At 72.2% G+C, this 14111-nt stretch carries 16 protein-coding genes; 5 read left to right on the top strand and 11 right to left on the bottom strand.

What is annotated here, in order from left to right:
* Positions 1-149: 149 nt before the first annotated feature.
* The 6 genes from hypF to C4U03_RS20590 form a co-directional block, all read right to left on the bottom strand.
* Positions 150-2456, bottom strand: a complete 2307-nt coding sequence (gene hypF, locus C4U03_RS20615; RefSeq protein WP_200827362.1) for a carbamoyltransferase HypF — start codon at positions 2454-2456, stop codon at positions 150-152.
* A complete protein-coding gene (locus C4U03_RS20610) occupies positions 2434-3084 on the bottom strand; it encodes a D-sedoheptulose-7-phosphate isomerase (protein ID WP_103939477.1) in 651 nt (216 codons plus the stop codon). The genes hypF and C4U03_RS20610 overlap by 23 nt, the downstream gene beginning before the upstream one ends.
* On the bottom strand, positions 3081-3284 hold the full coding sequence (locus tag C4U03_RS20605; protein WP_103939476.1) for a HypC/HybG/HupF family hydrogenase formation chaperone: 204 nt from the start codon (positions 3282-3284) through the stop codon (positions 3081-3083). The genes C4U03_RS20610 and C4U03_RS20605 overlap by 4 nt, the downstream gene beginning before the upstream one ends.
* A complete protein-coding gene (locus C4U03_RS20600) occupies positions 3281-3898 on the bottom strand; it encodes a D-sedoheptulose-7-phosphate isomerase (RefSeq protein WP_103939475.1) in 618 nt (205 codons plus the stop codon). The genes C4U03_RS20605 and C4U03_RS20600 overlap by 4 nt, the downstream gene beginning before the upstream one ends.
* Positions 3899-3969: 71 nt before the next feature.
* Complete coding sequence (locus tag C4U03_RS20595; RefSeq protein WP_235018029.1) at positions 3970-4359, bottom strand: PadR family transcriptional regulator; 390 nt, start codon at positions 4357-4359, stop codon at positions 3970-3972.
* 213 nt (positions 4360-4572) lie between these two features.
* A complete protein-coding gene (locus tag C4U03_RS20590) occupies positions 4573-5109 on the bottom strand; it encodes a carboxymuconolactone decarboxylase family protein (protein WP_103939473.1) in 537 nt (178 codons plus the stop codon).
* Positions 5110-5167: 58 nt separating this feature from the next.
* Here C4U03_RS20590 and C4U03_RS20585 point away from each other — a divergent pair, with 58 nt between their 5' ends.
* Positions 5168-5644, top strand: coding sequence for a MarR family winged helix-turn-helix transcriptional regulator (locus tag C4U03_RS20585; RefSeq protein WP_103939472.1), 477 nt, complete (start codon positions 5168-5170; stop codon positions 5642-5644).
* 130 nt (positions 5645-5774) lie between these two features.
* Here C4U03_RS20585 and C4U03_RS20580 read toward each other — a convergent pair whose 3' ends face one another.
* A complete protein-coding gene (locus C4U03_RS20580) occupies positions 5775-6545 on the bottom strand; it encodes a YwqG family protein (protein ID WP_200827361.1) in 771 nt (256 codons plus the stop codon).
* Positions 6546-6857: 312 nt separating this feature from the next.
* On the opposite strand from C4U03_RS20580, the gene C4U03_RS20575 reads away from it, so the two are divergent.
* Positions 6858-7253, top strand: coding sequence for a hypothetical protein (locus C4U03_RS20575; RefSeq protein WP_200827360.1), 396 nt, complete (start codon positions 6858-6860; stop codon positions 7251-7253).
* A gap of 147 nt (positions 7254-7400) precedes the next feature.
* On the opposite strand, the gene C4U03_RS20570 is transcribed toward C4U03_RS20575, so the two are convergent.
* Together C4U03_RS20570 and C4U03_RS20565 are read right to left on the bottom strand one after the other, a co-directional pair.
* Positions 7401-7832, bottom strand: a complete 432-nt coding sequence (locus C4U03_RS20570; protein WP_103939702.1) for an SgcJ/EcaC family oxidoreductase — start codon at positions 7830-7832, stop codon at positions 7401-7403.
* A gap of 158 nt (positions 7833-7990) precedes the next feature.
* Complete coding sequence (locus C4U03_RS20565; RefSeq protein WP_160147044.1) at positions 7991-8893, bottom strand: RNA ligase family protein; 903 nt, start codon at positions 8891-8893, stop codon at positions 7991-7993.
* Between the two features lie 203 nt (positions 8894-9096).
* Here C4U03_RS20565 and C4U03_RS20560 point away from each other — a divergent pair, with 203 nt between their 5' ends.
* Complete coding sequence (locus C4U03_RS20560) at positions 9097-10050, top strand: sigma-70 family RNA polymerase sigma factor (RefSeq protein WP_103939468.1); 954 nt, start codon at positions 9097-9099, stop codon at positions 10048-10050.
* A gap of 64 nt (positions 10051-10114) precedes the next feature.
* Positions 10115-10519, top strand: coding sequence for a YybH family protein (locus C4U03_RS20555; RefSeq protein ID WP_103939467.1), 405 nt, complete (start codon positions 10115-10117; stop codon positions 10517-10519).
* A gap of 51 nt (positions 10520-10570) precedes the next feature.
* Here the strand turns inward: C4U03_RS20555 and C4U03_RS20550 are convergent, their stop codons facing one another.
* On the bottom strand, positions 10571-11305 hold the full coding sequence (locus tag C4U03_RS20550) for a TetR/AcrR family transcriptional regulator (RefSeq protein WP_103939466.1): 735 nt from the start codon (positions 11303-11305) through the stop codon (positions 10571-10573).
* Between the two features lie 122 nt (positions 11306-11427).
* On the opposite strand from C4U03_RS20550, the gene C4U03_RS20545 reads away from it, so the two are divergent.
* Positions 11428-12348: a TIGR03620 family F420-dependent LLM class oxidoreductase gene (locus C4U03_RS20545; protein WP_103939465.1), complete on the top strand. Its 921-nt coding sequence runs from the start codon at positions 11428-11430 to the stop codon at positions 12346-12348.
* Positions 12349-12497: 149 nt separating this feature from the next.
* Here C4U03_RS20545 and C4U03_RS20540 read toward each other — a convergent pair.
* Positions 12498-14111 (bottom strand): glycoside hydrolase family 6 protein (locus C4U03_RS20540; RefSeq protein WP_103939464.1); only part of this gene is annotated, 1614 nt, incomplete at its 5' end.

Raw genomic sequence — 14111 nt, 5'->3', positions numbered from 1 at the left:
CCCCCTTCACCTCGACCGAACTCCATCACCTCTCAGCACGCCCCAACGTACTGCCGGCGGCACCGGCTCACCGGAGTCATCGGAGGGCACGGCGGCGACGGCATGACCGAGGGGACGCGCGTGTTCGAGGCCGGTCGCGGTCGCCGGGGTCACCTGGTGCCGGTGCGGGTGGCGGCGATGATGGCCTGGCCGAGGGAGATGCCGCCGTCGTTGGGGGGGACGCGGGAGTGGACGAGGACGCGGAAGTCGGCGCGTTCCAGGCCGGAGACCAGGCGGTCCAGGAAGACCATGTTCTGGAAGACGCCGCCGGACAGGGCGACGGTCTTCAGGCCGGTACGGTCGCGCAGGACGCACACCGCCTGGAGGACGGCGCGGGCCAGGCCGTTGTGGAAGCGGGCGGCGATCCGGCCGTGGCCGACGCCGTTGGCCAGGTCCTTGACGGCGGCCTGAACGAGGTCGCCGCCGGTGATGAGCAGCGGTGAGTCCTCCCGCACCGTGACCGCGTAGCCGCCGGTCTCGTGCCGGTCGACCCGGCGTTCCAGCTCGATGGCGGCCTGGCCCTCGTAGCGGACCACGTCACGGCCGCACAGAATCGAGGCGACGGCGTCGAACAACCGGCCCGCGCTGGACGTGCGGGGCGCGTTGGTGCCGGTGCGGGCCAGCGAGACCATCGCCGCCCACCGTTCGCGCTGCCGCCGCACCACGGCCAGGTCCGGTACGGCGTCGCCGTAGACCGCGTCCAGGTAGGCCACGGCCATCCGCCAGGGCTCGCGGACCGCCGCCGCCCCGCCCGGCATCGGCACCGGCTCCAGATGTCCGGCCCGTTCGAACTCCGCCAGGTCGGCGATGAGCAGTTCGCCGCCCCACAGTGTGCCGTCGGTGCCGTAGCCGAGGCCGTCGAACGCGACGCCGATCACCGGGCCGGTCACCCCGTTGTCGGCCAGGCAGGAGGCGATGTGCGCGTGGTGGTGCTGCACGCCCACCGGCTCCAGGTCCTGGCGTTCCAGCGCGTACTTGGTCGACAGGTACTCCGGATGCAGGTCGTGCGCCACCACCTGCGGCTGGACCGCGAACAGCCGGCAGAAGTGCCCGATGCCCTCAGTGAAGGACCGCAGGGTCGCGTAGTTCTTCAGATCGCCGATGTGGTGGGACAGGAACGCGCGGGAGCCCTTGGCCACGCAGAAGGTGTTCTTCAGCTCCGCCCCGCACGCCAGCACCGGCCGGGAGAACGGCCACTTCACCGTCACCGGTGACGGCACGTACCCGCGCGCCCGGCGGATCGGCATCTCCCGGTCGCGGAACAGCCGTACCACCGAGTCGTCGGTACGCACCTGGATCGGCCGGTCGTGCACGAGGAACCCGTCGGTGACCGGCGCCAGCCGTTCGAGGGCGTCCTCGTCCCGGTAGACGATCGGCTCGTCCGACAGGTTGCCGCTGGTCAGCACGAACGGGCGGCCGACCTTGGCGGCGAGCAGGTGGTGCAGCGGCGTGTAGGGCAGCATCACCCCCAGCTCGTGGGCACCGGGCGCCACCGCGTCGGCCACCCGGGCGTCCAGGCGGCGGGGCAGCAGCACGATGGGGCGGCGGACCCCGGTCAGGACGCGCTCGGCGGCCGGGCCGAGCCGCACCAGGGCACGGGCCGCCTCCAGGTCGGGCACCATCACCGCGAACGGCTTGTCCTCGCGGTGCTTGCGGGAGCGCAGCGCGGCCACCGCCCGTTGCAGGTCGGCGCGTACGGCGAGGTGGTAGCCGCCCAGGCCCTTGACCGCCAGCACGCGGCCGTCCCGCAGCCACCGGGCCGCCGTGGTGACGGGGTCTCCCGACACCGCCGTCCCCTTCCCGTCCAGCAGCCGCAGCACCGGCCCGCACGCGGGGCAGCACACCGGCTGGGCGTGGAAGCGCCGGTCCTCCGGGTCGCCGTACTCCCGCGCGCACTGCTCGCACATGGCGAAGGCGGCCATTGTGGTCCGGCCCCGGTCGTAGGGCACGTCCTGGACGATGGTGAACCTCGGTCCGCAGTTCGTGCAGTTGGTGAAGGCGTAGCGGTGGCGGCGGGCGGACGGGTCGGCGATCTCGGCCAGGCAGTCGGCGCACGTGGCGGTGTCAGGCGCCACCAGGGTCTCGGCGGCGGCCTCGGTGCCGCTGCCGACGATCCGGAACCCGCGTTCCCCGGTCGGGTCGGCCCGCTCGCTGGTGATCCGCTCGACCACGGCCAGCGGCGGCGGCCGGCGGGCCAGGTCGGCGGCGAACTCCGACAGCGCCCGCGCCGCACCCTCCGCCTCGACGAACACCCCCCGCGCGTCGTTGCCCACGAACCCCGCCAGGCCGTACTCGCCCGCCAGCCCGTACACGAACGGGCGGAACCCGACCCCCTGCACGACGCCCTCGACGCGGATCCGCATCCGCACCGTGACCTCCGGATCGATCAGCACGTCACAGCCCGCCCTCCACCGCATGCCGGGTCAGCTCCCACAGCACGTGGAAGAGCGTCGTCTGCGCCTCCTGGATCCGGTGCACGGACGCCGACGGCACGACGAACAGGTGCTCGATCGTCTCCGCCTCGGCCATCGCGCCGCCGTCGTACCCGGCGAACCCGACGGTCATCAGCCCCCGGCGGGCCGCCTCGCCGAACGCGCGCAGCACGTTGGCCGACCCGCCGCTGGTGGACAGCCCCACCGCGATGTCCCCGGCCCGGCCGTGCGCGGCCACCTGCCGGGCGAAGACCACCTCGAACCCGACATCATTGGACAGCGCCGTCAGCGCCGCCGTGTCCTGGGGGAGGGACAGCGCCGGCAGGGGCCGGGCCGGTGCGGGCGGGCTGGTGAACAGCGCCGCCAGGGACTGCGCGTCCGTGCCGCTGCCGCCGTTGCCGAACGCCAGCAGCCGGCCGCCCGCCCGGAACGCCTCGCCCATCCGCCGCGCGCAGGCCACCAGCGGTTCGCCGTGCGAGGCCGCCAGAGTCTCGCGCAGGGCGACGATCTCCAGCGCCTTCTCGGCGGTCGACCTGCGTACCTCACTGAGAACGTGCCCGGTGATGCCGCCACCGTCGTACAGGAACGGATAGAGGGTCTCGACCCCGGTCATGACGCCCGCTCCGACACCGCGATGGCCTCCTTGGCGTGGACCAGCACCACGTCCCCGGGCCGGGCGTCGACCAGCGCCACGCTGACCTTCTCGGCGCCCGCCTCGGTGTCGACCAGGGCGAGCCCGTCGCCCAGCAGCGCCCGCACCCGCACCGGGACGGCAGTGTCGGAGCAGGTGACGCAGACCTCGCCCGGGGTCATTGGACGGCCTCCGGCTCCAGCAGGCCGGACTGGTCGAAGAACACGTGCACCAGCTCCCACAGCAGGTGGTACGTCGTCACGTGGATCTCCTTGACGACGCATGGGTCGGCGGACCGCGCGATCAGGCAGTGCTCCACCACTCCGCCGCGGGCGATGTCACCGCCGTCGCCGCCCACCAGCGCGACGGTGAGCGCCCCCAGCTCCGCCGCGGTCTCCAGGCCGCGCAGCACGCTCGCGCAACGGCCGTCGGCGGACAGGCCGAGCGCGATGTCCGCCGGGGACGCCAGCAGCCGGAGCTGGGCCGAGAACACCGCGTCCAGTCCCTGGGAGCCGGCGATCGCGGTCAGCGTCGCGGCGTCACCGGCCAGGGAGACCGCCGGTAACGCGCGTCTGCCGACAAGGACCGGATGGACGAACTCGACGGCCACGTGCTGTGCGTCGGCCGCCGCGCTCCCCTCGCCGAAGACCAGCAGCCTGCCGCCCCGGTGGAAGCGCCGGGCCATGTCATGGCAGGCCCGCGCGACCGCCTCCGCGTCCTCGGCGAGCCCGCGTCCCGGTGCCGTCCGCCGTACGAAGGCGTCCCGCACCAGGTCCGCCGCCGACCGCCGTTCCATCGGGCCTCCCTTCCCACTGCTCTTGCCCGTCGAGTCCGGCCGCCGTCGGCGGCCGTCGCTCCTGTTGCCGTTCACGGCCGTACGGCGATCGCCGGGCCGTGCCGGCCGCGCTCTGATCCGCCGTTGAGCGAACGGCGGGACGATGATTGCGAAGCCTTGCCCCACCGGGCCAGGCAGGAGTCGAGCACCTGGCCGAGCCGCGCCAGCCTGCCCATCCACGCCTCCAGCCCGGCCAGCCCGTCCGGGGTCAGCTCGTAGCACCGGCGGGCGGGCCCGGAGTCGGACGGCACCCAGGTGGAGACCACCAGCCGTTCCCGCTCCAGCCCGCGCAGCACCCGGTACACGTGGCCGGGCTCCACCTCGGCCGCTCCCAGCCGCCCCAGACGTTCGATCAGCTCGTATCCGTGCCCCGGGCGCTCGAAGATCAGCAGCAGCAGAAAGGGGTGCAACAAGCCCCGCACCTCGCCGCCCTCCATGTGCCTTCCCCCGTCCGCGCCACCGTGAGACGGAGGTTGTCCTCCCCATCCCGACCTGCGCCGACACCCGCCCTCTACGCACCCCGCAACGGCGGTACGGCACCCGTCCTGGCGTGTCTTTCCGGCGTCTTGGCCCACCGGCCGATCAGGTCATGCCCCGGTCCACTGGCCGGCCTCCGGGGACCGGGGGCGGGCGGTTCAGGCGAACGGCTGCATGGCCGCGTCCAGGGGCGCGTCGGTCATGCGGTTGGCCAGGGTCGACATGGTGTAGACGCCGATGCCGAGGACCACCTCCAGGGCGTTGCGCCGCGTGTATCCGTGGCCGACGAACTCCTCCATGGCCTCGGCGGAGACCGCGCCGGCAGTGTCCAGGACCTCCAGCACGAACCGCCGCATCGCCTCCAGCGGCGCGTCGTCCAGGGGCCGGCTCTCGCGCAGGGCGGCGATCAGGCCCGGGTCTGCGCCGAGCGAGGTCAGCGTGGCCGAGTGCAGGGCTACGCAGATGTGGCAGCCGTTGCGGGTGGCCATGGTCATGACGAGCACCTCCCGCGCGAGCGGGCTCAGGGTGGTCGTCTCGAACAGGCCGTTGGCGCGCAGGAAGCCGTCGAGCAACTGGGGGGAGGCGGACATGCGGGCGACACCGGCGGGCAGGTACCCCAGCTTCTTGACGACGGCCTCCATGGACCGGCGGGCGGCGGGCGGGGCGGACTCGATCGTGTGGTCGATGAACGTCATCAGGGTTCGTCCCCTAAAATCGGCAACGTGGTTGTCGAAATAGTAAACACGGTTGACGATGTCCGCAACGGCTGACGACCGGCCGGGCTTCGAGCTGCCCCTGCTGCTGCTCGCGGGATTCCGCACGCTCATCGACGAGCTGCACGCCGAACTGGCCCGCCAGGGCCATCCGCACATACGGCCGGCCCACGGGTTCGCGCTGCAGGCCATCGGCCCCCACGGCGCCTCGGCCACCGAGGTCGGCCGCCGCCTGGGCGTCTCCAAGCAGGCCGCCGGCAAGACCATCGACCGGCTCGCCGAGCTCGGCTACGCCGAACGGGCCGACGACCCGGCGGACGGACGGCGCAAGCTCGTCCGCCTGACCCCGCGCGGCATGGACGCGCTCGGCCGGTCAGCGGTGATCTTCGACGAACTGCGCTCCCGGTGGGCGGCCACCCTCGGCACCGGCCGCCTCGCCGACCTGGAGGACGCCCTGCGCACGGTGACCGGCCCCGCCGGCCTCCGCGTCGACACCGTCAGCTGGTTCACCTCCTGACGCCCTGCAAGGCCCGCAGGAGGCGTGGCGCTCCGGGCGGCCTCCCCGGCCGAGAGGGGCGGGAGCGGGGCGTGGCCGGTCCGGCGCGGGTGCGGTATCCGCCCCGGCGTGATCGTCCGTACCAGGACCGTCAGGAGCAGTGCATGTCGATGCGGACCTGGCCGAAGTCACCCTTCCGCAGCGCGTCGGCCGGGATCGTGAAGTACAGGACGCCCATGTCACCCCACTGGAAATGGTCGTCGCTGTCGAGCTGGAGAAGGTGGACCTCGTCCTCCTCCATGACCGGGCTTTGAAACGGCCACGGCCAGCCGAAGGCGCGATGGCCCTCCTGCTGCGCGTCCGACGGCCAGGTGGTGCGGATGTTGTACGCCTCCATCACCGGCCACTTGTCCTCGTTGCCGGGGCCGAGATCGAGGGAAGCGACGACGGACTCCTCGTTCCCCGGCAGGGTGAGAAGGGGACGGGCCGTCACCGGACGCTCATCGAAGACGGTCGCGGGCGCAGGCACGGAGGTCTCCACCGCGAACGCGGGGTCGGCGGCGATGACCCGCCGGCACCGCTCATCGCCCAAAAAGTCGAGATGCCGATACTCCTCGTAGGGCAGGTCGGGCTCAAGAAAAAAGAAGTTGAGCAACCCGGGCCTGACGGGAAGCTCCGCACCGAGCCACCGCGCCAGAGCATCGGTGTCCAGAACCGCGAGAAGACTGAGCGGAATCCCCTCGACCTCCGGCCAGGGCGTGCCCGACTCCAACAGCGCCGCCCCACCCAGCCGACTACGACCCGCCGGGGCCTCCCCGTCACCAACCGGAACGAGGGCATGACCGCGCCGTACCAACGCCGCCATCTCCGCCCCGCCGTGCTCCCCCAGCACCTCGACACAGTGCCGCTCGATCTCGGCCATCACCCGACTGACGTCCATCACTCTCCTGACACGCGGAAGCTCCGGCCTGCAGAAAACGGCGGAAAGCATTCAACCAAACTCGAACCGGTCATCCGCCGAGCTTCGCGACACGGCCATGCGATCCGGCGATGCTTTCCCGGCTCGGGCATGGCCTGCGGCCTATGTCGTGCCGGGGTGTCCGGTGCGCCGTTGGCTGGGGTGGCCTGGTGTCTTCGGGCGGGGTGTGGCAGTGTTCGCCTGTGCGCTTCTGTCCCTTTTGGGCGGGGCCATGCGTCAGGGGGGATGAACCGACCTGATGCGAGGAGTGAGAGCGTGCCTGGACAGATCCCCGACAGCTTGGGCGAGGTCGGCCGGGGCTGGCATCCGTTGCTGCTGCGCCTGCACGAGCAGTTGCTCGCCGTGAACCCCGGATACCGGGTCAACCAGGTCAAGGAGAAGTACGGCACGCTGCGCGTCTACCTCGTCAGCGGCCTGCTCCTCGAACCGTACTTCGGCAGTGGCCGGTTGCCTGACCCTCAGCGGTCGGCAGAGATCGAGAGGGAGAACGCGCAGGCGCGGCGGCTCGTCGCCGCCGCCGAGGAGGAGTCGGCCCGGACCTGCGAGGCCTGCGGCAACCCTGGGCGCACCAGGGATGGCCACTGGCTCAAGACCCTGTGCGACGACTGCCACGGACCCGGCCCCTGCGCCGGCCGCCGGGAAGGCCGGTGAGGGCTTCCCGGCCACGCCCGGTTCGGTAGGGCGCGGTACGACCTGCGGCTCGGCCGGACGGTGTGCCGGGCGGCACGGGGCCTTGCCGCCCCGCGCCGCCCGCCGGCCTCGTCAGTCGGCCGGGTCTCGTCAGTCGGCCGGGCCTGGTCAGGCGGGCGGGGGCTCGATGGCGGTGTTCTGACCGGCCACGATCTTCCAGCCGTCCTCCTGCTCGGCGAACACGTAGAGCGCCGCTCCGTGGGCTCCCTCGACCGGGTTGCCCGAGCTGTCGGTGGGAGTCTGCGCCACGTTCACCGCGATCACCCCGGGTGCGATCTCCAGTTGCTTGACCACGTTGTAGCGCGCGTAGGAGTCGCGCAGGAAGCCCTGCATCGCCGGAGCGGCGGACTCGGCGATGGCCCGGCGGCCGTCCAGGCGGATGCCCATGGCGTTGGACCAGGACGTCTGCCGGGCGAACTGCTCGCTCAGCGCGATGGGGTCCTTGGTGTTGAACGCCTTCTCCAGCGCTTTCACCACGTCGGTCACCGCCGCCTGCGTCCGCGCCGGAATGTCGCCCACCACCAGGATGTCGTCGGTCATGGCCGTGCCTTTCTCAGTGCCGGACCCCCGTCCGGGGCGGCGATGATCACCGCCATCGCCCACCCAACATCCTGAACTTGAGTTGAGGTCAACCTCGATCCGAGGTCTTCCGGGGCACGGGCCGGACGGTGGGCGCGAAAGGGACCGTGGCCGTCCCTTCAGGCCAGGGTGACCAGTGTCCGTACTCCCGGGGTCAGGGCGGCCGCCAGGGACGCGCGGTCGGGTGCGGACAGGCCGCCGACGTCCTCGGCGAGGTCGGTGAGCAGGTCGTCGAGCACCTCGGCGGCCAGGGCGTCCGGCTTCGCCGCCGGGCCGAGCTTGCTGCGGCCCGAGGCCACCCGGGCCGGGGTCAGCCGGTCGACCGCGGCCGCCAGCAGCCAGGCCGGGACGCCGGCGGCCCCCTCCGGGGGCGGGATGAAGGGGCGGGAACCGTTGTAGCGGTCGTCCTCGGCGAACGCCGGATGCTTCACCTTCAACGTCGGGCGCTCGCCCTTCTCCCATGACGGCCAGGAGCCGGCCGGTTTGAGGACGTACCCCTCCGCGCGGTTGTCCGGCAGCTCCGGCAGACCCAGCCCGGCCGGTACCCGCGTCGGAAACTCGACCGGCAGCTCGCGCAGCTCGTTACGTCGTCCCCGGCCGAGCAGCGGCACGCATCCCAGCCCTGTGCGCGACAGGCGTTCCTCCAGCTCGGCTCGTCCCAGCCACAACGGGCCGGACGCGGTCCGCGCCACCGCGTCGAACCCCAGCCACACCAGGTCCGGGCTGTACCAGACCCCCGTCTGCACAGGGGCGAGGCCCGCCACCTCAGGCACGTGCGGATGGGGATAGCGGCCTCCCGCCAGCTCCCCGAAAAGGACGACCTCGGTGACGTCCGGACGCTCCCGGACCAGCTCGCGGGCCACCGCCACCGCGGACGTCGCCAGCACCGGCCAGATCCGCGCGAGCCCGAAGAAGGCGTCCAGCTCGTCGGTGTCCAGCAGCCCCCGGCGGGAGGCCGCCCGTGCCCGTACCCCATCGGTGACCAGCGCCAGGTTCGCCCCGTGCACCTTCTCCTCGGCCACCCACGCGCCCCTCGGCAGCGGCCCGTCCCCGAACCTCTGCGGAATCTTTGGATAGCGCACCGTCCCGCCCCCGTCCTGCCGACCGCCCGGACACGACCCCCGTGTCACCGCAACGGATCCCGGCGAGCAGAATCCACGGCCCCCATCCCGAGATCAACTCATTTGAGTACGTTGGGCGCGGGTGGCGGAGCAGGGAGGCGGGTGTGTCGGCGGAGCTGGTGGCGGCGGCTCAGGATGGGGATGGGGAGGCGTTCCGGCGTCTGGTGGAGCCGTTCCGGGGGGAGCTGTACGCGCACTGCTATCGGATGCTGGGGTCGGTGCACGATGCGGACGACGCCGTTCAGGAGACGCTGGTGCGGGCGTGGCAGGGGCTGCGGCGGTACGAGGACCGGGGGGCCGTTCGGGCCTGGTTGTACCGGATCGCCACCAACCGGTGCCTGTCGATGATCGAACGGCGGGGGCGGCGGGAGCTCGCGGCGGATCCGAAGGCCGAGGCGGTGCGGGTGGAGCCCTGTCCGGAGGAACGGCTGGGGCCGGAGGACGCCGTGGTGGCCCGCGAGGGGGTGGAGCTGGCGTTCGTGGCGGCCTTGCAGCATCTTTCGGGGTTGCAGCGGGCGGTGTTGGTGCAGCGGGAGGTGCTGGGCTTCTCGGCGGCGGAGGTCGCCGAGATGCTGGGGACCTCGGTGGCGTCGGTCAACAGCGCGTTGCAGCGTGCCCGCCGGGTGGTGGCGGGGCTGTTGCCCGAGACGACCCAGCGGGAGACGCTGCGCAGGCTGGGGGATCGGGCGGTGCGGGACCTGGCGCGCCGGTACGCCGCGGCGTGGGAGGCGGGGGACGTCGAGGCCATCGTGGCGATGCTGACCCAGGACGCCAAGTACTCCATGCCGCCGCTGCCCGCCATGTACCAGGGACACGAGGACATCCGCGCGTTCCTGCTGGAGGGGCCGCTCGCCACACGGTGGCGTTTCCTGCCGGCCCGCGCGAACGGGCACCTGGCGTTCGGCACCTACATGTGGAACGCGGAGCGGGGCGTCTACACCCCTGGCGGGCTGGACCTGGTGACGTTGCGGGGAACGAGGATCGCCGAGGTCGTCTCGTTCCTGACCGTGGACCTGACGGCGTTCGGGCTGCCGGAGGAGTTGGCGGCCGGGCGATGAGTTCGCCGCCCGGGCGGGGTTGTAGGGGCGGACAAGCCGAACGACGACCCCAGGAGGCACGACGATGACGACCGACGACCGGGAGCGGATCGAGACGCTGATCCGGCGGTGGGCGGCGGCGGTGCACGCCGGTGACATGGCCGGCGTGCTGGCCGACCACGCCGACGACATCGTGATGTTCGACGTGCCGCCGCCCCAGGAGGGGATCCGCGGCATCGACGCCTACCGCGATGCCTGGCCGCCGTTCTTCCGGTGGCAGGCCCAGGGCGCCCTCTTCGAGATCACGGAACTGGACGTGACGGCGGGCCGGGACACGGCCTTCGCCCACGCCCTGCTGCGCTGCGGCACCCCCCAGGACCTGGAACGCGACCCCGGCAACCGGCTGCGCCTGACCATCGGGCTGTGCAAGCGGAACGGCCGCTGGACCGTCACCCACGAGCACCACTCCTTCCCCTTCAACGGCCAGTGAGCGTGGAAAAGGCCCGGTAGATCCACGAGGCCGCCGCCGCCTCCTCGGGCGTCAGCTCCGTTCCGGAGTCGTGGCCGCTCTGCGGCGGCGGTGGGCCTTCTGGCGGCAGGCCGGGCTGCAGTAGCGGGCGGGGCGCCCGGTGGGTGAGGGGGCCAGGGGGGTGCCGCAGACATCGCACCGACGGCTTTCGTCATCTGTTTCGTTACGGCGAGTGTGTTTCGTTACGGTAGTGGGCGGGCGGAGGACCTCAGTCGTCAGGGCGGTGAGGCGGCCGGAGGGCACCGAGGGACGGTGGCTCCGTTCCATGGCCAGGCAGCCGCTCATGAGGGCCCGCACCTCGACCACGTCGATGTCGGAACGGACGGCGCCGGCCTGCTGGGCGCGCTGAAGCAGGGCGTCCACGGCCCTGGTGAAGGCGGCGTCGGTGTCCTCGCACCGGAACTGCTCCATGCCGGCGCCGTCGGCCAGGGCGTCGCAGAGGGCGTGGTTGAACATGGCCTGCTCGACGACCCAGGTGAAGAAGGTGTAGAACGCGGCGCCCGGGTCGGGGGCGGTGAGGAGTCCGCGCGCCTCGGCCACTATCGCGTGCAGGCGGACGCTCACCACCTCCCGGAACAGGGCCTCCTTGGTGGGGAAGTGGCGGTAGACCGTCCCGGCGCCGACCCCGGCACGGCGGGCGATCTCGTCCAGCGGGATCAGCCCGCCCTTCTCGGCGAACGCCTCCCCGGCCGCCCGGAGCACGCGCTCCCGGTTGCGCCGGGCGTCGGCGCGCAGCGGTGGACTCATCGGGGCGACTCCTCCGAAGGTGTTGACAAGCGGGGCGATCGTTCCGGTACGGTCGCGGATAACCGGGCCGATCGTTCCGATTCTAGGGAGGGCGGCCCGCACGGCCGAGCGAGAGGCGAACGATGACGAACGCGGTGGTGGACGACTCAGTGGAGGAGGCGCGGGGACGGCTGGGGCGGATCGGGGCCGGGCTGATGGTACCCATCGCCCCGGCCAACGAGTGGCGCCGCACGGTCGCCCGCCTCGAACAAGCCGGATACGGATCGGTGTGGATCAACGAACTCATCGGGGGCAGGGAGTCGTTCGCCCAGGCCGGCCTGCTGCTCGCGGCCTCCGAACGGCTGGTCGTGGGCACCAGCGTCGCCAACCTCTGGGCACGTCACCCGGCGGCCATGCAGGGCGGCGCGGCGGTGCTGGCCGACGCCTACCCGGGCCGGTTCGCCCTCGGCATCGGTGTGAGCGCGGAGGTCCTCGTCGAGGCGAGCGGGCAGAAGTGGGAACGTCCGCTGCAACGCATGCGCGGCTACCTCGACCAGATGGACGCCTCCACAGCGAGCGCCCCGCGCCCGGCCGTGCCGTTCCCCCGGCTCCTGGGGGCGCTCGGCCCGAAGATGCTGGCGCTCGCCGCCGAACGCGCCGACGGCGCCCTCACCGCCACCATGCCGGTCGAGCACACCCGCAGGGCCCGCGAGATCCTGGGCCCCGGCAAGCTGCTCATCGTCGGGCAGATCGCCGTTCCGGAGACCGACCCGGACACCGCACGTGCCATCGCCCGGCAGGCGTCCGCTCTGGACATGCCCGGCTCCCCCTACGCCAAGGCCCTCAGCGGGCTGGGCTATCAGGACGCCGACCTCCGCGACGGCGGCACCGACGCCCTTGTCGACGCCCGCTCGCCCTGGGGCGATGCCGAGACCATCGCCGCCAGGCTCCGCGCCCACCTGGACGCGGGCGCCGACCACATATGCGTCAACGTCCTGGCACTTGACCTGGACTCCGCGGCCGACCAGTTCGAAAAGCTCGCCCCCGCCCTGACCGTCCTCTGAGCCGGAGCACGAGAAGAGGCCGGGCGGCCCATGACCCGCCCGGCCCCCTCCGTCACCAGTTCGAAAAGCTCGCCCTGCTTTGACCGTCCTGTGGGCTGAAGAACGCGAGGAGGCCGGGCGGCCCAGGATCCGCCCGGCCTCCTCCGTCATCAGGGCAGCGGCGGGTAGGCGTTGCGCATCAGTTCCTGGAACTGGGCGGAGAACCAGTGGCCCGACAGGGGGGCGTCGGGGAGGGCGCCGGACATGTTGTTGCCGTTACGGGCGTTGCCGGGGTACGTGGGGTCGCACATCCGGTCGAAGCCCTTGCCCTCGGTGTTGGGGATCTCCCGGCTGGCTCCGTCCGACTCGCCCGGGGGCTTGATCCAGACGTAGGCGTCGATGCCGGACTCCGGGGCGGCCTTGGGGCGTTCGCCGAGGCCGGCGCCGGACTGGTTGCACCAGTTGCCCAGGTGGATGCGGCGGTCGAGGCGGCCGCCGTTGACGTAGGTGTCCACGTTGGTCATCGGGCCGGGGCCGGTGGGCCGGTTCGCGCCGCCCCAGCCGTTGCGGGAGGTGTCGATCAGCATGCCGACGTTCGGGGAGAACCCGGCCTGCACGGCCCGCTGCCGGAACGCCTGCGCGTAGGACAGCTCGTCGGTGTAGCGGTTCCAGTCCACCCACTTGGACTGGCGCACCGAGGTGCCGTTGACCGAGTCGTTGATGGTGAAGTACGGCTCCTTCAGCGCCGAGTAGTTGGCGGTGTTGGCGATGAAGCCGTGCACGTTGGCCGGGGTGCTGCCGGAGGCGTTGGCGGCCTGGAAGAACAGGTCGGCCGCCGGGCCGAAGTTGTCGTCCCAGCCGAGCCAGCCGTGGTGCCCGGCGTCGATGTAGTTGTAGACGTTTCCGATGGCGCCCAGCTTGTTCAGCGCGTACCCGACGCCGTTGACGTAGCCGCCGTTGGCCTTCATGGTGTCGCACTGGGGGGTGGCGGTGGGCCGGCCGCCGGCGTTGGTGATGAGGTTCGGCAGCGAGTCGATCTCGATGATCGCGACGATCCGCAGCCGGGCGTACCGGGGGTCGCTCATGATGGTGGCGATCGGGTCGATGTACTCGGCCTTGTAACGGGGCAGGTCGTTCGGGCCGAGTTCGCCGTTGGAGGCCAGCGCCGCGCAGTCGCGGCCCGGCAGGTTGTAGATGACGAACTGGATCAGCCCGGCGCCCTGGGTCAGCGCCTCCTCCAGGTGGTCGCGCAGGCCCATGCCGCCGTTCACGCCCTCGATGGCCGCGATGCGGTCCAGCCAGACGCCGGTCGGCTGGCCGGCGATCCGGTTGCCGCCGGGCTCGGCCGCCGCCTTGGCCGACCACTCCGGGTTCACGTAGACCTTGGCGCCGGCGTACGGGTTGTCGACGCGGGTGTCCGGGGACTGGGTGGGCGACACGGTCGGGGTGGTCGGCGATGTCGTCGGGCCGGTGCCGTTGCAGGGGGTGTCGTTGAGGGTGAAGGCGGTGGGGTCGATGTTGGTGCCGGTGTAGGTGAACTGGGCGCCGATGTTGGTGGTGGCGCCGGTGGACAGGTTGCCGTTCCAGGATTCGTTGTGGACGGTGATGTTCTGGCCGGTCTGGGTCCAGCGTCCGCTCCAGCCCGAGGCCAGGCGTTGGTTGCCGGTGTAGGAGTACTTCAGGGTCCAGCCGGTGAGCGCGTCACCGGTGTTGGTGATGTCGATCGAGGTGGTGAAGCCGGTGCCCCAGTCGTTCTTCTTGTAGACCACCTTGCAGGCGACCGC

Origin of the sequence: Thermomonospora echinospora (genome assembly GCF_900108175.1) — a bacterium.
Lineage (GTDB): Bacteria > Actinomycetota > Actinomycetes > Streptosporangiales > Streptosporangiaceae > Thermomonospora > Thermomonospora echinospora.
This window is presented reverse-complemented; position numbering and strand designations above follow the sequence as displayed.